Consider the following 22,972-nt stretch of genomic DNA (forward strand, 5'->3'; position numbering starts at 1 on the left):
CAAGGCTGGTCGCCTCATTTTCGGGCGCCGGCATGTCGGGGGAGCCTCTGGCTCCCGTTCTGCGTGGACGCTAGGCGTGGCTGAATATGGACTCTCAACAATCTAGGGTGCTGGTACAACTCAGGGACATGATCCTCAAGGGCGAGTTCGTGCCCGGCGAGCGGCTGGCCGAAGTGCCCCTGGCTGAAAAGCTGGGTGCTTCGCGTACCCCGGTGCGGCTTGCACTGACCAGCCTGGAACACGAGGGCCTGATCGAATCGGCACCTGGCGGCGGGTACCGCATGCGCCAGTTCACCGCGCGCGAAATTGCCGATGCCATCCGCCTGCGCGGCCTGATAGAAGGGTTTGCGGCCCGCCTGCTGGCGGAGCAGGGGGCGCCGCGCCAGTTGCTGCGCGAACTGCAGGAATGCCTGGATGACGGCGATCGTGTGGTCTACAAGGCGCAGATGGACCTGGACGACTATGCGGCCTATGTCGAAATGAACGACCGTTTCCACCGCTTGATTCTCGAAGGCTGTGGCAATGTCATGTTGACCCGCATGCTGGAGCTGTTGGTAGGGCAGCCATTCGCGGCGCCCAGTGCCATGCTGCCCATGCAGTCCAATATGGAAGAAGGGCAGCAGTGGATGCAGCATGCCCACCGCACGCACCATGCCATCTTCCAGGCCATCGAACGGGGGCAGGGCTACCGGGCGCAGGCGCTGGGTGAGGAGCATGTGGAGATTGCCCGCATGAATCTCGAATATGCGCTGGAAAAGCCGGAACTGGCGGTCGAGCTGATGCCCAGTATGCGGCTGGTGGATACCAAAGGGCGCCTGTAAGACCAGGATGGTGTGGTAGCAGTGCCTTCAGGGGCAGATCAGGGGCTAAAATCCGCAAGTCCGGGAAAACCGGACTGCCTTGTTGGGTTGCGCCCTGCATTTTTGAATCTGACTCCGGGGAATACGAGAGTGACTTCCGCCTTGCACCAATCTTCCATTACGTCGCTGCCTTTGCTGGGCCGTGGCAAAGTTCGCGATATGTACGCCGTCGGTGACGACAAGCTGCTGATCGTCGCGAGCGACCGTATCTCGGCGTTCGACGTCATTCTTGATGATCCGATTCCGGGCAAGGGCCAGGTGCTGACGTCGATGACGGAGTTCTGGCTGAAGAAGCTGGCGCATATCATGCCCAACCACTCCACCGGCGTGGACCCGGAAAGCGTGGTGACGCCTGCCGAGCGCGAGCAGGTGCGCGGCCGTGCCGTGGTGGTCAAGCGCCTCAAGCCGATTCTGGTCGAGGCTGTGGCACGCGGCTACATCATCGGTTCGGGCTGGAAGGACTACCAGGCCACGGGTGCGATCTGCGGCGTCAGGCTGCCGGCCGGCCTGCAACTGGCCGACAAGCTGCCGCAGCCGATTTTCACGCCGGCCGCCAAGGCCGAGTTCGGCTCGCACGATGAAAACGTCGATTTCGCGTATGTCGAGAAGGCCGTGGGCGCCGAGCTTGCCGCCCGCATCCGCGACGCAGCGCTGCGTCTGTACAGCGAAGCCTCTGAATATGCAGCCACGCGCGGCATCATCATTGCCGACACCAAGTTCGAGTTCGGCCTGGACGACGATGGCGTACTGCACTTGATGGACGAAGTGCTGACGCCGGATTCCTCGCGCTTCTGGCCTGCGGATTCCTACCGCGCCGGCACGAATCCGCCGTCCTTCGACAAGCAGTTCCTGCGCGACTGGCTGGAAAGCCAGCCCTGGGACAAGACCCCGCCCGCGCCGCGTCTGCCGGCGGAAGTGGCGGAACAGACGGCGGCCAAGTACCGCGAAGCGCTGGAGCGCCTCACACAGGGTTGATCCCTGCGGTTGGCGCTGCCCTCGCAGGCGGCGCCGGCTTTCGGTGGCCGGCGGTTGTCGCCGCTGCGCCACGTATCCCGCACGCTGTGCCGCGCTGCCGCAACAGGCAGGCCTGATCTGCGCGGTAGCCGCCGGCCTGGCGGTAAAATAGCGGATTACCAATTCTTTTTTCCGCCACAGCGGGCGATGCACCGCGGGCCGATGGCATTTTCCCGCCATGCCGCATGCCAGCCCTGGCGCGAGGCTTTCCTGACATGACCATTGAATTCGATCCTCCGTTGCGCGCCGATGCCGTCGTCGGCGTCGTCATGGGGTCTTCCAGCGATTGGGACATCATGAAGCAGGCCACCGACATGCTGGACGCATTCGGTGTTCCTTATGATGTTCGCGTCGTTTCGGCCCACCGCATGCCGCTGGATATGGTCGCCTATGGCGCAGCCGCCAGCGCTGCCGGATGGCGCGGCATCATTGCTGGCGCGGGCGGTGCAGCCCACCTGCCGGGCATGCTGGCCGCACTGACGGAAGTGCCGGTTTATGGCGTGCCCGTGCCTTCGCGCTACCTGCGCGGTGAAGATTCGTTGCTGTCCATCGTGCAGATGCCCAAGGGCGTGCCGGTGGCCACTTTCGCCATCGGCGAAGCGGGCGCGGCCAATGCCGCGCTGCACGTCGTGGCCGCGCTGGCGACTACGGACGCTGCGCTGCGCGAGCGCCTGCTGGCGTTCCGCGCCAAACAGACCGGCCAGGCGCGTGCCATGGTCGTGCCGCCCGCGGCGCCCTGAACCTAAGCCGGATGGCATCAATGAGTACCGAGCAAGTGAACAACAATCGAAATATAGGCGTAACGCCGGTTCTGCCGGGGCAGTGGCTGGGCATGCTGGGCGGCGGCCAGCTGGGACGCATGTTCGTGCATGCGGCGCAGGCCATGGGCTATCGCGTGGCGGTCCTCGACCCGGCGGCAGATTGCCCCGCAGCACAAGCAGCTGACCGCCATATCCAGGCCGCCTACGATGATGCGGCCGCATTGGATACCCTGGCGGCGCTGTGCGCGGCCGTCACAACTGAATTCGAAAACGTGCCGGCCGACAGTCTGCGCCGGCTGGCGGCGTGTACCCGCGTGGCCCCCTCGGGCGACGCCGTCGCCGTGGTGCAGGACCGCATTGCCGAAAAAGATTTCCTCGCGAGCCAGGGCATTGCCGTGGCGCCCTACGCCGCGATTCATTCTGTGGCGGATCTCGATGGCGCTGCCGATGCCTTGTTTCCCGGCATCCTCAAGGCGGCGCGCCTGGGCTACGACGGCAAGGGCCAGGCCCGTGTTGCCAACCGTGCCGAAGCGCGGGCGGCCTTCGAAGCCTGGGGCGGCGTGGCCTGCGTGCTGGAAGCGCTGCAGCCGTTGAACCATGAAATTTCCGTGGTGCTGGCACGCGGCACGGATGGCGCGACTGCCGTGTTTCCGATCGCGCGCAATGTCCATGAGCAGGGCATCCTGGCGGTAACCACGGTCGGCGCGCCGGCAGATGCCAATCTGGTGGCACAGGCGCAGGATGCCGCGCGCCGCGTGGCCGAAGGCCTGGCGTTCCAGGGAGTGCTGTGCGTGGAGTTCTTCGTGCTCGATGATGGCCGTCTGCTGGCCAATGAAGTCGCGCCCCGTCCGCACAATAGCGGCCACTTCACCCAGAATGCCTGTCATGCCAGCCAGTTCGAGCAGCAGGTTCGGGCGGTCGCCGGCATGCCGCTGGGCAACCCCCGCACGTATGCGCCGGCCATCATGCTGAACCTGCTGGGCGATGTCTGGTTCCGTGATGGCGCCGCGCAGGCGATTGAACCCGACTGGGCAGGCGTGCTGGCCTATCCCTCGGCGCACCTGCATCTCTATGGCAAGCACGAGGCCCGTCCGGGCCGCAAGATGGGTCATATCAATGTCGTCGCGGACACGCTGGCGCAGGCGCGCGCCGACGCGCAGGCCATCGCCCGCCTGCTGGGGATACCGCAGCCATGAGCCGACTCCCCAACGCCGAGGAAATTGCCGCCGCCGCACGCCAGCTGGCCGATGGCGGCCTGGTGGCTTTTCCGACCGAAACCGTTTACGGCCTGGGCGCGGATGCCGCAGACCCGGCGGCGGTGGGGCGTATCTATGCGGCCAAGGGCCGGCCATCGAATCATCCCGTCATCGTGCATATCGCGCCGGAAGCACAGTTGTCCGACTGGGCCAGGGATATTCCCCAGGTGGCGCGGGATTTGGCCGAGGCGTTCTGGCCCGGGCCACTGACCCTGATCCTCAAGCGCGCCGATGATGTTCCTGATGCGGTGAGTGGCGGGCAGGACAGCGTGGGCGTGCGTTGCCCCTCGCATCCGGTGGCGCAGGCGCTGCTGCGCGAATTCGCCCGTCTCCGGCCGGGGCAGCGTGCCGGGGTCGCGGGGCCGTCCGCCAACCGTTATGGCAAGGTGTCGCCGACCCGGGCCGAGCATGTGCGCAGCGAGTTTCCCGCTCAGCTTGAAGACGGGACGCTGCTGGTGCTGGAAGGCGGCGCATCGGATGTCGGTATCGAATCAACCATCCTGGATGTTTCCAGGGTGCAGGAAGGCGTGGGGCCGGTTCTGCTGCGTCCTGGCCATATTACGCCGGAACAGATCGCCAGCGTGACGGGCAGCCTGCCTGCGCGCCCGGATGCGCAGGCGCCCAGGGCATCCGGTACGCTCAAGGCGCATTATGCGCCGTTGACGCCCGTGCGCCTGTGCGACAGCGGCACGCTGGCCGCCTTGCTGGCGGAACGCGCCGCCGGTGCGGCGGGGCCGGCGCTGGCCGTGCTGGTCCATGACCCGTCAGGTATTGCGCCGGCATTGCGCGGCAACGTGCCCGGTATTGCCTGGCGCCATGTGACGGGTGGTCCGGATGCCTATGCGCGCCAGTTGTATGCCTTGCTGCGTGAGCTTGATGCGGGTGGCCATCAGGCCATCCTGGTCCAGCGTCTGCCCGAGGATAGCAGTTGGGATGCCGTGCGTGATCGGCTGGGACGTGCGGCGGCCGCGTTTGAATGATGGATGCGAACAGGCCGCCCGATGGGCGGCCTGTCGTGATGCTTGCAAAGGCGCTGGGGTTTGCCAGCGCTTTTTTTATTGATTGTTGCGTGCGTGGATCAGCGTCTGGATGTGGCGCTCCATGCGGTCAGCATCCGGTTCGCGGCCGGTGAAGAGACGGAAGGCATCGACGGCCTGGCCCACAGCCATGGCAGTGCCAGCTACGGTGTGGCAGCCTGCGCGCTTGGCGGCTGCGAGCAGCTCGGTTTCCAGTGGCGAATAGACGATTTCCGATACCCACAGGCCGGCATGCAGCAGCGCAGCATCCAACGGTAGGCCAGGCAGTTTCGCCATGCCGGTCGGGGTGGCATGCACCAGGCCGCAGGCACCTTCCAGCGCGGCAGCGGCGCTGGCTTCCGCTCGTGCGGCATGCGTGCGGTATTGGCGGTTGAGTTCAGCCGCCAGCGCGCCGGCACGCTGCGGGTCGGCATCGACGATGCGCAACGAACGCGCACCCATCTGAATGATGGTATGGGCGATGGCAGCGCCCGCGCCGCCCGCGCCCAGCAGGACGACATGATCCAGGTTGGCATCCGGTAAATGACGCTGGATGCCCCAGCGCCAGCCTGAGCCATCGGTATTGTGGCCATGCAGCTTGCCGTCGCGGATGACCACGGTATTCACCGCACCCATGGCTTCGGCGTCGGCCGACAGGCTGTCTAGCAGGGGCAGGATGATCTGCTTGCATGGATAGGTAATGTTGAGCCCGGCGAAATCCATGACGCGGGCCGCTTCCAGCAGCTCAGGCAGCGCGCCGTCCTGGCGCGGCGAACGATCCAGGTCGATAAGCTGGTAATGCAGTTTCATTCCCTGGTTGCGTGCTTCTTCCTCGTGCAGCGCGGGCGTCATGGAAAGCTGGATGCCGGAGCCGATGAGGCCGAGCAGATAGCTGGCACGCGGAGCGGAAGACTGGGCCTGGAGAGCGGAAGGGATCTGGGACATGATTCGTCTGGGTAGTGGGTGCGCTGCCTGGATTCAATAATATACGAACTAGTTAGTTTTATATTTTGAGGGATAAAAGCGATAAGCACAAGAACGCAGAGAGGGGCTTCAAGGCCGGGATATCCCGGAATGGCAGCCTGGAAAAAGAACAGGGCCGCATAAGCGGCCCTGGGAAAAATCAATCCATGTCGGGGTGGCGGCGCACGTAGCGGATCATCATGTCCACCGCCTCCTCGCGCCTGGCGGCCTGGATCGCGGGGTCGCTGAAATCACGCTTGAACACCAGCGAAAACGTGCTCTGGTTGGACGCATTGAAGAAGCACAGCGCGCTGATCGAGTGGTGCAGGTCTATGGGCAGCAGGCCGGGGCGGAACAGGCCTTGCGCGACGCCACGCTCGTAGACGGCGCTGACCGAATTGATGGCCGGGATGTTCAGTTCCTGGATGATGCGGGAACGCGCCAGATACACGCCGTTATGGATGTTCTCGGTCATCACCAGGCGCACGAAGTCCGGGTTCGAATAATGGTAGTCGAAGGTGAATTCCACCAGGCGGCGCATGGCCGCCTGCGGGTCCAGGTCATCGAGGTGCAGTTCGTTTTCGATGCTGCGCAGGCGCCGGTAGACCGCTTCGAGCACGGCCACGTACAGGCCTTCCTTGTTCTCGAAGTAGTAATAGATCATGCGCTTGCTGGTGCGCGTAAGCGCCGCGATCTCGTCGATGCGCGCGCCGGTCAGGCCCTTGCGGGCGAACTCCTGCGTCGCGACCTCGATGATGTCCTGCATGGTCCTTTTGGGATCATTGGTACGGCCGGTCTTGTTCTTGCCCTTGGGCTCGGGACGCGGCGTAGCGTCGGACGGCTGGGTCATGGCGCTTCCCGGCGTCAGCGGAAGACAACCGTACGGTTGTTGTTGAGCAGGATGCGGTGCTCAACATGGCTGCGCACGGCACGCGACAACACCAGCGATTCGATGTCGCTGCCCACCTGGGTGAGATCCGAGGGGGTGAGGGTGTGGTCCACGCGAGCGATGTCCTGCTCGATGATGGGACCTTCGTCCAGGTCTTCCGTGACGTAGTGAGCGGTGGCGCCGATGATCTTGACGCCGCGCTGGTGCGCCTGATGGTACGGGCGCGCACCCTTGAAGCTGGGCAGGAAGCTGTGGTGGATGTTGATGGCGCGGCCGGACAGGGCGCGGCACAGTTCGGGCGACAGGATCTGCATGTAGCGCGCCAGGACGACCAGATCGACTTTCTCGGCGGCGATGATGTCCAGGATCTGCTGTTCCTGCTGCGCCTTGGTGTCCGCGGTGACCGGCAGGTGATGGAAGGGGATGCCGTATGAGGCCGTCAGGTTGGCGTAGTCATTGTGGTTGGAAACCACGGCGGCGATGTCCACTGGCAGCTGGCCGCTGCGCGTGCGGAACAGCAGGTCATTGAGGCAGTGTCCCTGCTTGCTGACCATGATCAGCAGGCGCGAACGACGCTGGGCATCGTGCAGCTGCCATTCCATGGCGAATTGCGAACCGACCTGTTCCATCTGGCTGCGCAGTTCCGCGTGATCGCTGCCGATGGGTTGGCGGAAGTGCACGCGCAGGAAGAAGCGCTGCGTGTCTTCGTCGCCGAACTGTTGCGAATCGAGGATGTTGCAATGATGGCGGTACAGCAGTTGGCTGACGTGATAAACGATGCCGGTGCGGTCAGGGCAGGAAAGGGTCAGTATGTAGTCTTGGTGCGACATGGTCGGCAATATTGTTATGAATGGGCGGCGGTGGCGGCCGCTTGTTACAGGCAAAGTCCGGCGCCGAGGCAGCGGCGCGCGGGTTCAGGCGGCAGCGCCGACGGCAGGCGTCAGGCTGAAGTTGCCGCGATGATAAATCAAAGGCGCATTTTCGCCATGGGCGCAGCGTTCAACTTTGCCGATCAGTACCATGTGATCGCCGGCGGCATGCTGGGAATGCGGGCGGCATTCCATCCACGCGGCACAATCCGGGCCCAGCCAGGGTGTGCCTGCCTCGGTGCGCAGATCCTGCAGACCGTCATAGCGCGCTTCGCTGGGGCCGCGGGCAAAGCGCATGGCGAGTTCCTGTTGCTGGTGCGACAGGACATTGATCACATAGCGTTGGCCGTTGGTGAACAGGTCCAGCAGGTGCGAGGATTGCATCAGGCTCCAGAGCACCAGGGGCGGCGCCAGAGACACCGAATTGAACGAGCTGATTGTCACGCCGACGGGCTTGCCGTCGGGCAAGGTGGTGGTGATGACGGTCACGCCCGTCGCAAAACGGCCCAGTGTGGCGCGGAAGTGGGCGGAATCGAAATCGGGCTGGTCAGAGGTCATGGTTGGGGGCTTGCAGGGTAAAGCGCGAGAGCGCATGGGCCGTCGCGCGCACGGCGGAGATCGGGCAGGCAGGGGCGCAGGCCCCTGGTGCTTCAGGGGGCCAGGCGGCGGACGGCCCACTGGCCGTCGGCCTGGCGTTCATAACGCAGCCGGTCATGCAGGCGCGAAGGACGGCCTTGCCAGAACTCGACGGCTTCGGGGCGTACCAGGTAGCCGCCCCAGTGCGGTGGACGCGGCGGCTCATCGCCGTACTTGGCGCGGGCGGCCTCGAAGGCGGCTTCCAGGGCGTCGCGCGTTGTGGTGCTGCTTTGCTGCGAGGCCCACGCACCCAGGCGCGAATCCAGCGGCCGGCTGTGATAGTAGGCGTCAGATTCGGCATCCGGCAGCCATTCAATGGTGCCTTCGATGCGAACCTGGCGCTGCAGCGGTTGCCAGAAGAACAGCAGGCAGGCGCGTTGTTGCGCAGCGAGTTCCTGGCCCTTGCGGGATTCGCGGTTGGTGAAGAAGGTGAAGCCGCGCTCATCGACGCCCTTGACCAGGACGATGCGGGCATCCGGACGGCCTTGGGCATCGGCCGTGGCCAGTGTCATGGCGTTGGGTTCCGCGACCTCGCCCTGCTGGGCTTGCTGGAACCAGCGTTCGAATTGTTCGAGGGGAGTCGGGGCGAGATCCTGTTCCAGCAGGGTGTCGCGGCTATAAGTCTGGCGCAGGTCGGCAATAGACATGATGCGGCGTCATAGATGAGAGTCGGGATATCCCGAGTGTATAACGGCGGGCGCGCCTGGGGCAGCAAAGCACGGGCGCGCACCGGCTTTTACCGGCCAGGACCCTGGGGGCTTGACCGGTGGACGGATGGGAGACGTTCTCAGGCTGCCAGCGCCTGGCGGGCGCGCAGCGCAGGTTCCAGGCGGTAGGCCAGCTGGTCGAGGCGGGCGTCGCGGATATTGGCCTGGCGCAGCGCCTTGGCGGTTTCAAGCACGTAGTCCGAGCACGGGCCGCAGGAGCCCGACGCATTCAGGATGATGGAAACCTGTTCTTCCTGGCTCAGGCCGGTGATATAGCCCGGATGGCTGCGATTCATCACGAAGGACAGCGCACGGATATCGCCGTGTTCGCTGCGGCAGCGCAGCCAGCGCGGCTGGTAGCAGCCGGTGGACATCTCGCGTTGCCACAGGCGCGGGAAGACGTTGTCGATCTGGCTGGCCTCGATGCGGTAGGCCATGCCGCGGCAGGAACCGCCCAGGTCCAGTCCGAATACCAGGCCGGGTTGCTCCGGCGTGCCGCGGTTGATGCAGGACCACAGGCACAGCGCACGGTGATGCCCCACCAGGGTGGCGGCACGGCGTTCGACAAACAGGAAGTCGGGGCGCCAGATCAGCGAGCCATAGGCGTAGATCCATATATCTTCGCCAGGGGCGCGCTGAGACAGCAGCGCATCCTGCGATGCCTGCAGCTGTTCTGGTGTCCAGAGCGGAATGTGGGCGGAGCGGGCTCCGGTCATGACAAGGGTGGTCACGGCGATAGGCGATCAGGTAATGACTGGCAATCTGGTTCCCGCCGCAGCGGAAAACCGGGCTTTTCGCGCCGCTGCAAGCAGGATGCGGCATGCTGCAACGCGGCGTATGAGCATAAAGATAGTCCTCTAATGCATGAATTGGATATAAATAATGGTTATATAAAGATTATTTTTACCTTGATGCAAGGATATAAGCGGCTTGCGCGGCAATAACGCGTGCGCGCGTCTGGGCCCGGCAGTGCCTGCAAAGCGGGCGCCAGGGCTGCTGCGCGTGCTTTGCACAGACTTCCCATGTTGCGTTCGAGCGGCTTGAGCCTGGGGGGCGGCGCATCGGTGATCGTGGCGCGAGTGGGGGGCCGGTGGGCAGGCGCTTGTGGGCAATACAGTGAAATGGTGGCGGGGAAACCACACTTTGGCGGCGCGTTGTCTGCTGTCCGGGCGGCGGGACGCTGCCGCTGCGCTGGGGCCAGGCCCGTGCGCGACATACAGGGCTGTTGCGGCAGCCGGTGCCGGGCGCTGCCGCATGCGACCGGGCACTTGAGGTCTGGCACTTGGGGCGAGCACGAGTGGCCAGCCACTTAAGTATGATACGTGTTTTCGCTGCCTTGAATGGCAGTAACCGGATAAAGCGGTGACGGGATGGCAGAGCAGAAGAGGTTCCGGAAGCGGGGCCGATGGGCGGGGGCGGCGGTGCTGCTTTTGTTGCTGGCGTGGTGGTTGTGGCCGGGAGCGGACGAAGGCGCCAGCTATGTCACGGCGCGCATGGCGCGAGGGGATATCCAGAACGAAGTCCTGGCCAGCGGCATTCTGGAGGCGTCCGAGCAGGTCAGCGTGGGCGCCCAGGTATCGGGGCGCATCGAATCCCTGAAAGTGAAGCTGGGGGACCCGGTAGCGAACCAGCAACTGGTTGCGCAGATTGATTCGCTGCCGCAGCAGAACGCGGTGCGCAAGGCGACGGCTGCGCTGGAACTGGCGCAGGCCCAGGTTGCGGCGCGCAATGCGCGCCTGAGCCAGGCGCAGCGCGATTACGACCGCCAGCAGCAACTGGCGCGTACGGGATCGGGCACGCGCGAAGGGCTGGATCACGCCAAGTCGGCGCTGGACGTGGCGCAGGCCGAGCTGGTGCAGGCCCGGGCGCAGCTGGACCAGGCGCGTGTGGATATCGACAGCGCACGGGTCGACCTGGACTACACGCGCATTACCTCGCCCATGGATGGCGTGGTGGTGGCGATTGTTGCCAAGGAAGGACAGACCGTCAGCGCGGTGCAGCAGGCGCCCACCATCATCAAGGTGGCCGCGCTGGATTCCATGACCGTCAAGGCGCAGATTTCCGAAGCCGATGTCGTGCGCGTGCGGCCTGGCATGGCGGTGCGCTTTTCCATCCTGGGCGAACCGGGCAGGGAATACCGCGCCCTGTTGCGCGCCGTCGAGCCGGCGCCCGAGGCGCTGATCATGAAGGACGACTCCCATGCCGTCACTACCGGCACTTCCAGTACCAGTGCCGCCGTCTATTACAACGGCCTGTTCGATGTCGACAATCCTGAAGGCGCGCTACGCATAGGCATGACCGCCAAGGTCGGTATCGTCTTCGAGGAAGCCAGCGATGTCTGGCTGCTGCCTTCGGCCGCCGTGGTGCGCCGTGAAGGCGCGGGCAAGGCTGTCGTGCGGGTGCTGGATGCCAAGGGCACGGCGGTGGAGAAAGTGGTGCAGGTGGGCATGGATAACAAGGCCCATGTGCAGATCATCGACGGGTTGGACGAGACGGACGAAGTCATTGTCGGCGAAGCCGCCCGCAAGACTGGCGGCGGGTTGAAGGCACCGCATGGCCCGCCGGGAGGCCGCTAAGTGGGCGCGCTGCTGGAACTGCAGGACGTCTGGCGCGAATTCAACGCCGGCGAGGAAACCGTTGCCGCGCTGCGCGGCGTTTCATTGCGCATAGAGGCCGGCGAAATGTTGGCCATCGTCGGGGCGTCGGGCTCGGGTAAATCCACGCTGATGAACGTGCTGGGTTGCCTGGACCGTCCGTCGCGCGGCAGTTATTGCGTGGATGGCCGGGACACGCGCCAGATGGATGCCGATGAACTGGCGGCGCTGCGCCGCGAGCGCTTCGGCTTCATTTTTCAGCGCTACCACCTGCTGCCGGCGCTGGATGCCTTGGCCAATGTGGAAATTCCGGCGGTCTATGCCGGCGCCAGCGGCGCCCAGCGCAGTGCCCGCGCAGCGGCCTTGCTGCAGCGCCTGGGCATGGGCGATCGTCTGTCGCACCGGCCGGCGCAACTGTCCGGCGGCCAGCAGCAGCGCGTGAGCATCGCCCGCGCCCTGATGAATGGCGGCGAGGTCATCCTGGCCGATGAACCGACCGGTGCGCTGGATACCCATTCCGGCCGCGAAGTCATGGATATCCTCAAGGCCCTCAATGCAGCAGGGCATACGGTGATCATCGTGACGCATGACATGGGCGTGGCCGCCCATGCGCGGCGCATCATTGAGATCAGCGATGGCGCCATCGTGGCCGATCGCAAGACGGAAGCCGTCCAGGATGCCGAGGCTGTGCCTCAGGTGGCTGCCGTTGCGGCCCCGCAAGGACAGGATGGGCTGCTGCCGGCGCAGGCGCCGCGCCGCCAGGGCGCCGGGTGGCTGACGCGTTTTGCCGAGGCGCTGCGCATGGCCCTGGTGTCACTTAATGCCCACCGGCTGCGCGCGGCCCTCACCATGCTGGGCATCGTCATCGGCATTGCCGCAGTCGTGTCCGTCGTGGCGCTGGGTCAGGGTACGCGCGACAAGGTGCTGAGCGATATCAATGCCATGGGCACCGATACCATCCAGATATTCCCAGGGCAGGGTTTTGGCGATGAACGTGCCGGAGAGATCCGCACTCTGGTGGGTGCGGATGCCGAGGCACTGGCCGGGCAGCTATATGCGGACAGCGTGACGCCGGATGTCAGCCAGACGGTCGGGTTGCGCTATGGCAATGTGGCGCGGCTGGGCGTCGCGGCCGGGGTCGGGGACCAATATTTCCGCGTCAATGGCCTGGCCTTGCAGGCCGGGCGTATCTTCGATGGTGAAAGCATACGCACGATGGCGCAGGAGGCCGTGATAGATGCCAACACCCGCCGCGAACTGTTCGGCGACGAGGACCCACTGGGCAAGACCCTGTTCCTGGGGCAGCTGCCTGTCCGCGTGATCGGTATCGTTGCCGAGGGCGACAGCGTCTTCAATGGCATGGGCGGAGAGAACTTGCGGGTGTGGATTCCTTATACCGCTGCGATGGCGCGCCTGACCGGCAGCCAGTCGCTGCGCAGCATTACGGTGCGCGTGGACGATGCCTTCGCGGTGGAAGATGCCGAAAGGCAGATCGTGGCCTTCCTGGAGCAGCGCCACGGCGTGCGCGATTTCTTCACCTTCAATATGGATTCCATCCGCCAGACGGTGGAGCGCACCACGCGCGCGCTGACCCTGCTGATTTCCACCATTGCCCTGATTTCCCTGGTGGTGGGCGGAATCGGCGTGATGAACATCATGCTGGTTTCGGTAACGGAGCGCACCCGCGAGATCGGCGTGCGCATGGCCGTGGGCGCCAGGCGGGCAGACATCATGCGTCAGTTCCTGATCGAGGCGGTGCTGGTGTGCCTGCTGGGTGGCCTGGCGGGCATTCTTCTGTCGTTGGGGCTGGGTGAGCTGGTGCGGCGTGCCGGCATCGGGCTGGAAATGATCTATTCAGTGCCGGCCATGTTGACGGCTTTTGCCAGCGCCACGGCCATCGGCGTGGTATTCGGCTTCCTGCCGGCGCGCAATGCGTCGCGGTTGGACCCGGTCGAAGCGCTGGCGCGGGATTGAGCCGGCGTGGGAAAATAAAGCCATGAACGATATTGCAGAGCATACCCAGGCTGGCGAGGCAGATCCCGCCCGCCGTTTCGGCGGCCTGGACCGCCTTTATGGGCCGGGCGCGCTGGCGCGCCTGCAGGCCAGCCATGTCCTGGTGGCAGGCATCGGTGGCGTGGGTTCCTGGGCGGCGGAGGCGCTGGCCCGGAGCGGCATCGGCGCCCTGACGCTGGTTGACCTGGACCACGTGGCGGAGTCCAACGTCAACCGCCAGGTACACGCCCTGAGCTCAAGCCTGGGGCTGTCCAAGATCGAAGCCATGGCGGACCGTATCCGTGGCATCAACCCTGCTTGTCGCCTGACGCTGGTGGATGACTTCGTCGAGCCCGGCAATGTGGCGGCCTTGCTCGCCACGCGCCCGGATGCCGTCCTGGATTGCACCGACCAGGTGGCGGCCAAGATTGCCATGGCGTTGGAAAGCCGGCGCCTGGGCTTGCATTTCCTGATGTGCGGCGGCGCAGGCGGCAAGACCGATCCGCTGGCTTTGCGCGCGGGCGATCTGTCGCGTGCCAACCATGATGCGCTGCTGGCCAAGATACGCAACAAACTGCGGCGCGAGCACGGCTATCCGCGTGCTGCTGTCGTGGCGGGAAAGGCACCGCGTCGCATTCCCAATATGGGGGTGCAGGTATTGTGGCTGGAACAGCAGGCCGTGCTGCCGTCTGCCTGGATGCAGGCAGACGGCCTTGCCTGTGAGGCTGCCTCGGCGGCAGGCGCGGAGACGGCGCCGCAGGGGCTGTCGTGCGCGGGCTATGGCTCGGCGGTCATGGTGACGGCGGCGATGGGCATGGCGGCGTCGAGCCAGCTGGTGCAGCGCCTGCTGGCAAAAAAAATGGCCTGAGGGAAAGGGCTGCCTGCTGTCGGCAGGGGGGACTTAGAGTGTGAATCGCAGGCTGGACAGGCTGACGTCCACCCAGCCGCGCAGTGCATTGGACACGCGGATGGCACTGGCCTGGGCCAGGTCCTGGCGCGTGAGCACGCGTTCGACGGCCGCGCCGCTTTCCAGCAGCGCGCCGCGTTGGACACCCGGCAGCAGGCCGGAAGAGAGTGCCGGGGTATACCACTGGCCGTCATCGAGGCGCAGATAAACATTGCTGCGGCTGCCTTCGCACAGCTCGCCGCGCTGGTTGAAAAAGAGGACGTCGAACAGGCCGGGATGCCGGGCCAGCCAGGTGCCTGCCGGGGAATAGACCGGCCGTTGCGTGGTTTTGTGGCGCAGATAGGGTTCGTCGGGGTCCAGCTGGACATTGGCCAGGCCGACCTGCAGGCGCGGTTCCTGGGGCGGCAGCGGAGATGATTCTATGGTGTAGAGGCCGCTGCGCCAGAGCAGCAGCCGCAGGCGGTGGACTTCGCCGGGCAGGGATTGGGCGCAGCGCTTGAGCGCGCCGCCGATGTCACAGACCGGACAGACGTAGCCCAGCGCTTCGGCGGAAGCCCGCAGGCGCCGCATGTGCAGCGCCAGCAGCGGAATGCTGCCATCAGGTTCCGTGCGCAGAGTCTCTATCAGTTGCGGCATGTCGTGGGCCCGGCGTAGGGGTTGTACGCGCCGACCAGCGCGACAAAACGCTGTCGTCGCGGCAGGCATCCAGGAGCAGGCGGGCCTTCCACAGGCACTCTTCCCATTCCATGGCGGCATCCGAATCATGCACGATGCCGCCGCCTACATGATAGGCGCCTTTGCCGGGCTCCGTCGATACCAGCGTGCGGATGGCCACGTTCAGCGAAAAATCGCCGCCGGGCGCAATCCAGCCGATGCTGCCGCAGTATTGCCCGCGCGGCCAGGGCTCCAGCGCCCGGATGCGCTGCATGGCGGCAATCTTGGGTGCGCCGGTGATGGAGCCGCAGGGGAACAGGGCGCGCAGCACGCGGCCCAGCGGCAGGCGGGGGGCATTGGCGTGGACGGTGGAGGTCAACGTCCAGACCGAGGGGTAGCGTTCCAGTTCGAACAGCGGATCGACCTGTACCGAGCCGGTGCGGGCCAGCCGCCCCAGATCGTTGCGCAGCAGGTCGACGATCATCAGGTTTTCGGCCAGGTTCTTTGCGCTGGCGCGCAGTTCCTGGCCCAGCGCGAAATCGGTGGCCGGGTCGGGGTGGCGTGGCGCCGTGCCTTTCATGGGGCGGCAGGTCAGGGCGTCGCCGGTACGCGCCACGAACAGTTCGGGCGAGAAGGATAGCAGGCGATAGTCGCCGTCCTCGATATAGGCGGCGTGGACGCAGGGGTGGCGGCTGGCCAGCTGACGGTAGAGGGTTTCCGTGTGGCCCTCGAACGTGACGTCCAGTGGCATGGTGTAGTTGATCTGGTAGACGTCGCCCTGCGCGATATGGGCGCGTACCGCGTCGATGCGCTTCAGGTAGTCGGCGCGTGCCTGCCGGGGCGTGATGGCCGTGATACCGGCGGCGCGCCCGGTGTCGGGCTGCCATGGCGCCTCGCGCCTGGCGGAATCGAACACCCAGGCCCGCAGCCTGGGGGCGGGCGGCTGGCGTGGTGCAGGCTGGACGGCACCGGGCAGCAGGCTGGGTTCCAGCCATTCTCCCAGTTCGTATTCCAGGGCCAGCGCTATCCATTTTCCATCGGCGCTGGCGGCATCCAGCATGGCCAGGGTGTCGTCCAGGGTTGCCGGGCTGGAGACGGCGAGCCTGGTAGGCTCGCCTTCCATGACGAGCGCACCGCCACCCAGGCGGTCTTCGAAACGGCAGTGCATCAATGCGTCTCCCGGTGCTGCGCCAGGACCCTGCCGGTATGGGAGTAGGCCTGGGCGGCCACCAACTGCGAAGGCATGCCCTGCACCACCAGTTCGCCGCCCTGGTCGCCGCCTTCGGGGCCCAGGTCCAGCACCCAGTCCGCCTGGGCGATCACGTCGAGGTTGTGTTCGATGACCACGACCGTATTGCCGGCATCGACCAGGCGGTGCAGGACGTCGATCAGCTTTTCCACGTCGGCGGTGGATAGCCCGACCGTCGGTTCGTCCAGCACATACAAGGTATGCGGCGCACGCGACGCCCGGCCGGTGCGGATGACGCCGGCGTCCATGCGGGCCTTGGCCAGTTCGGTCACCAGCTTGATGCGTTGCGCCTCGCCGCCCGAGAGCGTGGGTGAAGGCTGCCCCAGCGTCAGGTAGCCCAGACCAACGTCCTGCATCAGTTGCAGCGGCCGGGCGATGCGCGGGTGCGCGGCGAAGTAGCCTATGGCGTCATCGACTTCCAGCGACAGGACTTCGCCGATATGCTTGCCCCGTGCCTGCACTGACAGCGTATCGTGGTTGAAGCGCTGGCCGCCGCAGGCGTCGCAAGGCACCTTGATGTCGGGCAGGAAGCTCATTTCGATGGTGCGCATGCCCTGGCCTTCGCAGACCGGGCAGCGGCCGTCGCCGGTATTGAAGCTGAAGCGGCTGGCGTTCCAGCCGCGCAGGCGCGCCTCGCGGGTATCGGCGAACAGCTTGCGGACCTCATCCCAGAAACCCACGTAGGTAGCGGGGCAGGAGCGCGGAGTCTTGCCGATGGGGGTCTGGTCGACTTCCAGCACGCGGTCGATCTGCTGCCAGCCGTCTATCCCCTGGCAATGGCGCCAGGCCTGGTAGTCCGGGTTGGCGGCGGCGAGCGCCAGCGCCAGGTTGTCGCGCAGGACGTCACGGGCAAGCGAGGACTTGCCGGAGCCCGACACACCGGTGACGACGTTCAGGCGGCCCAGCGGGAAGCGGGCGTTGACGCCTTTCAGGTTGTGCAGCCGAGCATCGCGCACGATCAGCGCCGGGGTGGCGCCGTCTACCGGCCGGCGGGCTTCGGCGGGGGCGGGCAGTGGCCGGGAGAGGAATCGTCCGGTGACCGAATCGGGGGCCGCCATGATGTCTTCCAGGGTGCCGGTGGCAACGACGCTGCCGCCGCGCACGCCGGCACCGGGGCCAATGTCGATGACGTGGGCGGCGCGCCGGATGGTGTCTTCATCGTGTTCGACGACCACCAGCGTGTTGCCGTTGCCTTCCAGGCGTTGCAGGGCATCGAGCAGGATATGGTTGTCGCGTGGATGCAGGCCGATGGTGGGTTCGTCGAGGATGTAGCACACGCCTTGCATGTTGGAGCCCAGCTGGGCTGCCAGCCGGATGCGTTGCGCTTCGCCGCCGGATAACGTGGGTGCGCTGCGGTCCAGTGTCAGGTAGCCCAGGCCGACTTCGCGCATGAAGCGCAGGCGTGCCCGGATTTCCGCCATGATGTCGCGGGCGACTTCGGCATCGCGGCCCGTCAGGTTCAATTGCTGGAAGAACTGGTGCGCTTCGTTGACCGACAGGGCTGCGATATCGGCGATGTTGCGGTCCTGCCAGCGCACCGCCAGCGCGATGCGGTTCAGGCGCTTGCCGTGGCAGTCCGGGCAAGTGACGGCCTCGCCGTCGGCTTCGGTCCAGGCAAGTTCTTCGCCGGTGGCTTCGGCATCGAAACCCTTGACGATCACGCCGGTGCCGAAACAAGTGGGGCACCAGCCGTGCTTGGAGTTGTAGGAGAACAGCCGCGGGTCGAGTTCCGGGAAACTGACGCCGCTGATAGGGCAGGTACGCTTGGTGGAGAAAACCGCCTGTTGCAGCGGCCGGGCGATATCGCGCCGCGCCGGGTCCAGCGGCCACACCAGCGTCATGGTGCCCTTGCCGTGCTCCAGTGCTTCCTGCACCGCTGCGCGCAGCCGGGCTTCGGCCGAGGCATCGACCTGCAGGTCGGCCACCGGCAGTTCGATGGTGTGTTCCTTGTAGCGATCCAGGCGCGGCCACGGCCGCACCGGGGTGAATTCGCCGTCCACGCGCAGGTGGGTATAGCCCTTGCCTGAGGCCCATTTGGCGAGATCGGTGTAGTAGCCCTTGCGCGCCTGCACCAGCGGCGCCAGCAGTCCGACCTGCTGGCCGCCGTGTTCCTGGAGGATGCGGGCGACGATCTGTTGCGGGCTTTGCGGCACGACCGGCACGTTGTAGTCAGGCGAGTACTGCACGCCGAGCTTGACGTACAGCAGGCGCAGGAAGTGATGGATCTCCGTCATGGTGGCGACGGTGGACTTCAGGCCGCCACGGCTGGTGCGCTGGGCGATGGCGACAGTCGGGGGAATGCCGAAAATGGCATCGACGTCAGGCTTGCCTGCGGGCTGAACCACGGCGCGTGCATAGGCGTTGAGCGATTCCAGGTAGCGCCGCTGGCCTTCGTTGAAGAGGATGTCGAAGGCCAGGGTGGATTTGCCTGAGCCGGAAACGCCGGTAATGACGGTGAAGCGGTCACGCGGGATGTCGACGCTGATGTCCTTGAGGTTGTGCTCGCGCGCGTGGTGGATCTCGATGGCGGCATGTGCGGGAGCGGCCTGGTAGCGTGCCATGGGCTCGGCCACGGCCAGTGCGGCGCCGGGTGATGGCACCGGCGCCAGCGGTACGGGCGCCAGCGCCTGCTGGTCTTCGCGCAGCGCGGTGCCGGTGTGCGAGCGCGGGTTGTCCATGAGCTGGGCGGGCGTGCCTACACCCACGACTTCGCCGCCCAGGTCGCCCCCCTCGGGGCCGAGGTCGATGAGCCAGTCGGCGGCGCGGATGACATCCAGGTTGTGCTCGATGACCAGCAGCGTGTGGCCGGCGTCGAGCAGCTTGCGGAAGGCGCGCATCAGGCGGGCCACGTCGTCGAAGTGCAGGCCGGTGGTGGGTTCGTCGAACAGGAACAGGCTGCCTTTCTTGGCAACCTTGGCCGTGCTGATGCCGCCGCGCGCGGCCTGCGCCAGGTGGCCGGCCAGCTTGAGGCGCTGGGCTTCGCCGCCGGACAGTGTGGGGACGGGTTGGCCCAGCTTGACGTATTCCAGGCCCACGTCCACCAGCGGCGCCAGCCCGGTCTGCACGTCGCGCAGTCCCTTGAAGAACTGGCTGGCTTCGTGCACGGTCATGTCCAGCACTTCGTCGATGGAGGCTTCCCGTCCCAGGTGCGACAGCGTGACTTCGCGGACTTCCGGGCGGAAGCGCTTGCCGTCGCAATCCGGACAGCGCAGATAAACGTCCGACAGGAATTGCATTTCCACGTGTTCGAAACCGGTGCCGCCGCAGGTCGGGCAGCGTCCGTCGCCGCTGTTGAAGCTGAACATGCCCGGCGTATAGCCGCGCTCGCGCGATAGCGGCGCCAGCGCGAACAGCTTGCGGATGGCGTCGAAGGCGCCGACATAGCTGGCCGGATTGGAGCGGGCTGTCTTGCCGATGGGGGTCTGATCCACCATAACGACGTCGGCGAGCTGTTCCGCGCCCAGCAACCGGTCATGTTCGCCGGGGGCCTCGGTGGGGCGGCCGAAATGCTTGAGCAAGGCTGGGTACAGCACGTCCTGGACCAGCGTGGACTTGCCCGAACCCGATACCCCGGTGATGCATACCAAGCGGCCCAGGGGAATATCCACGGAAATATCGCGCAGGTTGTGGGCGCGCGCGCCCTCCAGCAGCAGCCTGGGCGTGTTAGCGGCCACCGGCATGGGACGCGGCGCTTCCACGCGGCGCCGGCCGCCGAGGTAATCGCCGGTCAGGGTGGCGGCCCCGCGCAGGGCATCGGGCGAGCCATCGAAGACGATGTTGCCGCCGCGTTCGCCCGGGCCGGGTCCGATGTCGACGATGCGGTCGGCGGCCATCATGACCAGCGGGTCGTGTTCGACGACGGCCAGCGTATTGCCGGCATTGCGCAGCCGGTGCATGACTTCGACGATGCGGTGCATGTCGCGCGGATGCAGGCCGATGGATGGTTCATCGAGCACGAACAGCGTATTCACCAGTGACGTGCCCAGCGCTGTCGTCAGGTTGATGCGCTGTACTTCGCCGCCCGAGAGCGTGCGGCTCTGGCGGTCGAGGGTGAGGTAGCCCAGGCCGACATCACAGAGGAAACGCAGGCGCGCGTTGATCTCGTCCATCAGCAATTCCATGGCGGCATCCAGCCCGCCCTCGAAACGCAGGTCGAGGAAGAATTGCCGTACCCGGCTGATGGGCAGGCGCATCAGGTCATGGATGGACAGGCCGGGCAGGGCATCGAGCTGCGCCTGGCTCCAGCAGGCATGCGTGGGCAGGAAACGGCGGTAGCGCGTGTCGTTGCCGGGCAGGACGGCCTGCCCGTCGGCGGCGCTGCCCACGCGCCAGAGCAGGGCGTCCTGCTTGAGCCGCGAGCCCTTGCAGGCCGGGCAGGTGGAGTAGCTGCGGTACTTGGACAGCAGCACGCGCACGTGCATCTTGTAGGCGCGCGATTCCAGCCAGTCGAAAAAGCGCTGGACGCCATACCACTGGTGTTTCCAGGCCTGGTTGCCGCCCTTCCAGGCCGGGTCGCCATGCAACACCCAATGGCGCTCGGCGTCCGTCAGGGCCTTCCAGGGTACGCCCAGGCGTACGCCGGCAGCAGGCGCGTATTTTTCCAGGTCGTCCTGGCATTCTTTGTAGCTGGCGGTCTGCCAGGGGCGCACGGCGCCTTCGCGTAGCGTCTTGTTGCCGTCCGGAATCACCAGGTCGTGGTCGATGCCGATGACGCGGCCGAAGCCACGACAGCTTTCGCAGGCGCCCAGCGGCGAGTTGAAGGAAAAGGTGCTGGGCAGCGGGTCGCTGTACTCGATGCCGCTGTCCGGGTCGCTGAGGCGGTCGCTGTAGCGCCAGACTGCGGCATCTTCGCCGTTATCATCCAGCGCGTGCACGGCCACGTGGCCACGGCCCATGCGCAGCGCGGTTTCCAGGGCTTCGGCGATACGTTCGGGTTCCGCGCCCGACAGGCGGAAGCGATCCTGCACGACTTGCAGGATGCGTTGCGCCTCTGTGGCCTGGGCGCGCTTGCCCTTGGTGCCCTGAGCGGCTTTGGCGGCCTTGGGCGGTTCGGCCAGGGGCGCGGCCTCGGGGGCTGGCACCTGGCCATGTACCCGCGTGTAACCCTGGCCTTCCAGGAAGGCGCGGACTTCTTCTTCTGAGAAATTCGCGGGCACCGGCAAGGCGAAGGTAATCACCAGGCGAGGATCGCCGGCGGTGGCGGTACGCTCGCGCAGCGACGCCAGGATGGTCGTGGGGTTGTCACGGACGACCGGACGGGCGGTGACCCTGTCGAATAGCCGGCTGGCACGGGCGAACAGCAGTTTCAGGTGGTCGTTCAGCTCGGTCATGGTGCCGACCGTGCTGCGCGAATTACGGACCGGATTGGTCTGGTCTATGGCAATCGCCGGCAGGATGCCTTCGATGCGGTCGACCTGAGGCTTGTCCATGCGGTCCAGGAACTGGCGCGCATAGGGAGAGAAAGTTTCGACATAGCGCCGCTGGCCTTCCGCATACAGCGTGTCGAAGGCCAGCGAGGATTTGCCGGAGCCGGATACCCCCGTGAACACCGTCAGTTCGCCGGTGTGCAGCACGAGGTCGAGATTCTTCAGGTTGTTCTGGCGTGCGCCAGTGATGCGGATGTCGGAGCTCATGGCAGGACGAGGGTAAGGGATCGTGCCAGTTTACAGCGAGATGGGCGCTTTTGACTGTAAAAATAAACAGTAATCCGGCGGGACCGGCGAACGCTTCACATACAGCTATAGATTTCTTGCCAAAGTTGAGCCATGGCTAAATGTCATAAGCTCGCGGGCCTGACTACAATCGCTGCGCAACCGCCAGGCCGCCCGTATCGACCGTATCATACGGAAACGGCGGCATGGACGGACATAGGCGCCCGACCACTGATGGCGCGCCGGTTTTCCCATCATCTTTCACGTCTTAAGGGTTCGATATGAAATGCAGCCGTCTCTGGTTTGTGCTGTCCGCCATCGCGGGAGTTCTGGGAGTGCTCATGGGCTCCATCAAGGCGCACGGGCTGGCTTCCTTTGTGCCTGAGGAAAGCCTGCAGGCCGCTATCGTTTCCATGAGCTCCGCAGTGGAATACAACATGTTCCACGCCTTGGCCCTGTTCGGCGTGGCGCTCTGGTTCCGCCTGGGCAACCCCGGCAAGCTTGCCGGCATCGCCGGCATCTGCTTCGCGCTGGGCATCCTGCTGTTCTCCGGCCTGATTTATTTCAACACGCTGAACCAGGCCCGTTTCCTGCCCAACATGGTGCCGGTCGGCGGCATGTTCTACCTGATCGGCTGGATTTTCATCGGCCTGGCCGGCCTGCGCGGCGGCAACGAAGCCAAGGCCAGCTGATCCGGTGGCTGCCCCGCATCCGGGGCGGCCGGCGCAGGTTCAGGCACGCGAAGCCCCTGGCCGCGATAGAATGCCTGACCACGCGCCTGAGCGCTGCCCCGGTTCGCGAACCGGCAAGCAGCGTGGCGGTGTCCATACGGCGCCGAAGGCGCTACCGTATGGTGGCGCCAGGCGCCGGCATGATGGCCGGCGTTTTCGCGCCATTGCCCTGACAGAACGCCTCCTGGGGTAGCGCTGGAGGCGGTTTACCCTGGTGCCGCCG

At 65.7% G+C, this 22,972-nt stretch carries 18 protein-coding genes; 9 read left to right on the forward strand and 9 right to left on the reverse strand.

The features are described 5' to 3' along the window. Window positions 1-86 precede the first annotated feature (86 nt). The 5 genes from ACEW7X_RS02640 to ACEW7X_RS02660 all read left to right on the forward strand — a co-directional run bounded on the left by ACEW7X_RS02640 (window position 87) and on the right by ACEW7X_RS02660 (window position 4,871). Complete coding sequence (locus ACEW7X_RS02640) at window positions 87-821, forward strand: GntR family transcriptional regulator (RefSeq protein ID WP_068374340.1); 735 nt, start codon at window positions 87-89, stop codon at window positions 819-821. A gap of 129 nt (window positions 822-950) precedes the next feature. After that, a complete protein-coding gene (locus tag ACEW7X_RS02645) occupies window positions 951-1,835 on the forward strand; it encodes a phosphoribosylaminoimidazolesuccinocarboxamide synthase (RefSeq protein WP_068374337.1) in 885 nt (294 codons plus the stop codon). A 254-nt stretch (window positions 1,836-2,089) separates the two neighbouring features. Further along, window positions 2,090-2,614: a 5-(carboxyamino)imidazole ribonucleotide mutase gene (gene purE / locus ACEW7X_RS02650; protein ID WP_068374522.1), complete on the forward strand. Its 525-nt coding sequence runs from the start codon at window positions 2,090-2,092 to the stop codon at window positions 2,612-2,614. A gap of 20 nt (window positions 2,615-2,634) precedes the next feature. Next, complete coding sequence (locus ACEW7X_RS02655; RefSeq protein ID WP_068374334.1) at window positions 2,635-3,831, forward strand: 5-(carboxyamino)imidazole ribonucleotide synthase; 1,197 nt, start codon at window positions 2,635-2,637, stop codon at window positions 3,829-3,831. Further along, window positions 3,828-4,871 (forward strand): L-threonylcarbamoyladenylate synthase, encoded by a 1,044-nt coding sequence (locus tag ACEW7X_RS02660; protein ID WP_130487694.1) that lies wholly within the window; start codon window positions 3,828-3,830, stop codon window positions 4,869-4,871. The genes ACEW7X_RS02655 and ACEW7X_RS02660 overlap by 4 nt, the downstream gene beginning before the upstream one ends. Before the next feature lie 75 nt (window positions 4,872-4,946). Here ACEW7X_RS02660 and ACEW7X_RS02665 read toward each other — a convergent pair whose 3' ends face one another. The 6 genes from ACEW7X_RS02665 to ACEW7X_RS02690 all read right to left on the reverse strand — a co-directional run bounded on the left by ACEW7X_RS02665 (window position 4,947) and on the right by ACEW7X_RS02690 (window position 9,687). Continuing rightward, window positions 4,947-5,852, reverse strand: a complete 906-nt coding sequence (locus tag ACEW7X_RS02665; protein WP_420177574.1) for a shikimate dehydrogenase — start codon at window positions 5,850-5,852, stop codon at window positions 4,947-4,949. Window positions 5,853-6,030: 178 nt separating this feature from the next. Continuing rightward, window positions 6,031-6,720 carry a TetR/AcrR family transcriptional regulator gene (locus tag ACEW7X_RS02670; RefSeq protein ID WP_068374322.1) on the reverse strand — a complete coding sequence of 230 codons (690 nt, stop codon included), beginning with the start codon at window positions 6,718-6,720 and terminating at the stop codon, window positions 6,031-6,033. A 14-nt stretch (window positions 6,721-6,734) separates the two neighbouring features. Next, window positions 6,735-7,589 (reverse strand): formyltetrahydrofolate deformylase, encoded by an 855-nt coding sequence (gene purU / locus ACEW7X_RS02675; RefSeq protein ID WP_068374320.1) that lies wholly within the window; start codon window positions 7,587-7,589, stop codon window positions 6,735-6,737. An 84-nt stretch (window positions 7,590-7,673) separates the two neighbouring features. Next, a complete protein-coding gene (locus tag ACEW7X_RS02680) occupies window positions 7,674-8,186 on the reverse strand; it encodes a flavin reductase family protein (protein WP_127773160.1) in 513 nt (170 codons plus the stop codon). 92 nt (window positions 8,187-8,278) lie between these two features. Continuing rightward, window positions 8,279-8,911 (reverse strand): pyridoxamine 5'-phosphate oxidase, encoded by a 633-nt coding sequence (gene pdxH, locus ACEW7X_RS02685; RefSeq protein ID WP_068374317.1) that lies wholly within the window; start codon window positions 8,909-8,911, stop codon window positions 8,279-8,281. Window positions 8,912-9,051: 140 nt separating this feature from the next. Further along, entirely contained in the window at window positions 9,052-9,687 is a 636-nt protein-coding gene (locus ACEW7X_RS02690) for a gamma-glutamylcyclotransferase (RefSeq protein WP_420177575.1), read from the reverse strand. A gap of 705 nt (window positions 9,688-10,392) precedes the next feature. Between ACEW7X_RS02690 and ACEW7X_RS02695 the strand changes: the two genes are divergently transcribed. From ACEW7X_RS02695 to ACEW7X_RS02705, 3 genes are read left to right on the forward strand one after another with little or no spacing between them, the layout of a single operon-like run. Continuing rightward, complete coding sequence (locus tag ACEW7X_RS02695; RefSeq protein WP_167731829.1) at window positions 10,393-11,547, forward strand: efflux RND transporter periplasmic adaptor subunit; 1,155 nt, start codon at window positions 10,393-10,395, stop codon at window positions 11,545-11,547. After that, the gene (locus ACEW7X_RS02700) at window positions 11,548-13,539 is read left to right on the forward strand and encodes a MacB family efflux pump subunit (protein WP_068374308.1); all 1,992 of its coding nucleotides are present in this window, start codon (window positions 11,548-11,550) and stop codon (window positions 13,537-13,539) included. A 22-nt stretch (window positions 13,540-13,561) separates the two neighbouring features. Then, window positions 13,562-14,425 (forward strand): tRNA threonylcarbamoyladenosine dehydratase, encoded by an 864-nt coding sequence (locus tag ACEW7X_RS02705; RefSeq protein WP_127773163.1) that lies wholly within the window; start codon window positions 13,562-13,564, stop codon window positions 14,423-14,425. Window positions 14,426-14,458: 33 nt separating this feature from the next. On the opposite strand, the gene ACEW7X_RS02710 is transcribed toward ACEW7X_RS02705, so the two are convergent. Genes ACEW7X_RS02710 through uvrA form a run of 3 tightly spaced genes read right to left on the reverse strand, consistent with a single transcriptional unit; the run spans window position 14,459 to window position 22,000 of the window. Further along, window positions 14,459-15,100 carry an aminotransferase class IV gene (locus ACEW7X_RS02710; protein WP_127773164.1) on the reverse strand — a complete coding sequence of 214 codons (642 nt, stop codon included), beginning with the start codon at window positions 15,098-15,100 and terminating at the stop codon, window positions 14,459-14,461. After that, on the reverse strand, window positions 15,063-16,286 hold the full coding sequence (locus ACEW7X_RS02715) for an aminodeoxychorismate synthase component I (protein ID WP_420177576.1): 1,224 nt from the start codon (window positions 16,284-16,286) through the stop codon (window positions 15,063-15,065). The genes ACEW7X_RS02710 and ACEW7X_RS02715 overlap by 38 nt, the downstream gene beginning before the upstream one ends. Further along, complete coding sequence (gene uvrA, locus ACEW7X_RS02720; protein ID WP_420177577.1) at window positions 16,286-22,000, reverse strand: excinuclease ABC subunit UvrA; 5,715 nt, start codon at window positions 21,998-22,000, stop codon at window positions 16,286-16,288. The genes ACEW7X_RS02715 and uvrA overlap by 1 nt, the downstream gene beginning before the upstream one ends. Before the next feature lie 299 nt (window positions 22,001-22,299). On the opposite strand from uvrA, the gene ACEW7X_RS02725 reads away from it, so the two are divergent. Continuing rightward, window positions 22,300-22,710 carry a DUF423 domain-containing protein gene (locus tag ACEW7X_RS02725; RefSeq protein WP_068374295.1) on the forward strand — a complete coding sequence of 137 codons (411 nt, stop codon included), beginning with the start codon at window positions 22,300-22,302 and terminating at the stop codon, window positions 22,708-22,710. The last annotated feature ends 262 nt before the right edge of the window (window positions 22,711-22,972 follow it).

Source organism: Kerstersia gyiorum (assembly GCF_048595715.1).
Lineage (GTDB): Bacteria > Pseudomonadota > Gammaproteobacteria > Burkholderiales > Burkholderiaceae_B > Kerstersia > Kerstersia gyiorum.

Bases quoted from the DNA above. Each gene is read 5' to 3' on its own strand.
- ACEW7X_RS02660 (WP_130487694.1), top strand. From the start codon at position 3,828: ATGAGCCGACTCCCCAACGCCGAGGAAATTGCCGCCGCCGCACGCCAG.
- ACEW7X_RS02655 (WP_068374334.1), top strand. From the start codon at position 2,635: ATGAGTACCGAGCAAGTGAACAACAATCGAAATATAGGCGTAACGCCG.
- ACEW7X_RS02640 (WP_068374340.1), top strand. From the start codon at position 87: ATGGACTCTCAACAATCTAGGGTGCTGGTACAACTCAGGGACATGATC.
- purU (WP_068374320.1), bottom strand. From the start codon at position 7,589: ATGTCGCACCAAGACTACATACTGACCCTTTCCTGCCCTGACCGCACC.
- ACEW7X_RS02725 (WP_068374295.1), top strand. From the start codon at position 22,300: ATGAAATGCAGCCGTCTCTGGTTTGTGCTGTCCGCCATCGCGGGAGTT.
- ACEW7X_RS02690 (WP_420177575.1), bottom strand. From the start codon at position 9,687: ATGACCGGAGCCCGCTCCGCCCACATTCCGCTCTGGACACCAGAACAG.
- ACEW7X_RS02710 (WP_127773164.1), bottom strand. From the start codon at position 15,100: ATGCCGCAACTGATAGAGACTCTGCGCACGGAACCTGATGGCAGCATT.
- purE (WP_068374522.1), top strand. From the start codon at position 2,090: ATGACCATTGAATTCGATCCTCCGTTGCGCGCCGATGCCGTCGTCGGC.
- uvrA (WP_420177577.1), bottom strand. From the start codon at position 22,000: ATGAGCTCCGACATCCGCATCACTGGCGCACGCCAGAACAACCTGAAG.
- ACEW7X_RS02665 (WP_420177574.1), bottom strand. From the start codon at position 5,852: ATGTCCCAGATCCCTTCCGCTCTCCAGGCCCAGTCTTCCGCTCCGCGT.
- ACEW7X_RS02715 (WP_420177576.1), bottom strand. From the start codon at position 16,286: ATGCACTGCCGTTTCGAAGACCGCCTGGGTGGCGGTGCGCTCGTCATG.
- ACEW7X_RS02670 (WP_068374322.1), bottom strand. From the start codon at position 6,720: ATGACCCAGCCGTCCGACGCTACGCCGCGTCCCGAGCCCAAGGGCAAG.
- pdxH (WP_068374317.1), bottom strand. From the start codon at position 8,911: ATGTCTATTGCCGACCTGCGCCAGACTTATAGCCGCGACACCCTGCTG.
- ACEW7X_RS02705 (WP_127773163.1), top strand. From the start codon at position 13,562: ATGAACGATATTGCAGAGCATACCCAGGCTGGCGAGGCAGATCCCGCC.
- ACEW7X_RS02680 (WP_127773160.1), bottom strand. From the start codon at position 8,186: ATGACCTCTGACCAGCCCGATTTCGATTCCGCCCACTTCCGCGCCACA.